Here is a 228-nt window from a genome sequence, read left to right as displayed (position 1 = left end):
ATCGTGGATGCGCTCACCCGGTGGCCGAGTTTGAGGAGCTCGCCCTGGATTCGCTGGTAGCCCCACGTCGGGTTCTCGGTCGCGAGCCGCTCGATCAGCGTGGCGATCTCCTGGCTGATCGGTGGCCCTCCCGTCCGGTGCGTGTGGGTCCATGTCCGTGTGATCAGGCGGCGGTGCCACCGCAGGACGGTCCCCGGGGGTGACCAGCCGGTGCGCTCCCAGCGCTCT

Annotated in this window: 1 pseudogene; it reads right to left on the bottom strand. The window is 69.7% G+C overall.

From position 1 onward, the window contains the following. Positions 1–228 (bottom strand): annotated as a pseudogene (locus FMEAI12_RS05045) (transposase); the annotation flags it as partial.

It is taken from the genome of Parafrankia sp. Ea1.12 (assembly GCF_900465275.1).
GTDB classification, from domain to species: domain Bacteria; phylum Actinomycetota; class Actinomycetes; order Frankiales; family Frankiaceae; genus Parafrankia; species Parafrankia soli.
This window is presented reverse-complemented; position numbering and strand designations above follow the sequence as displayed.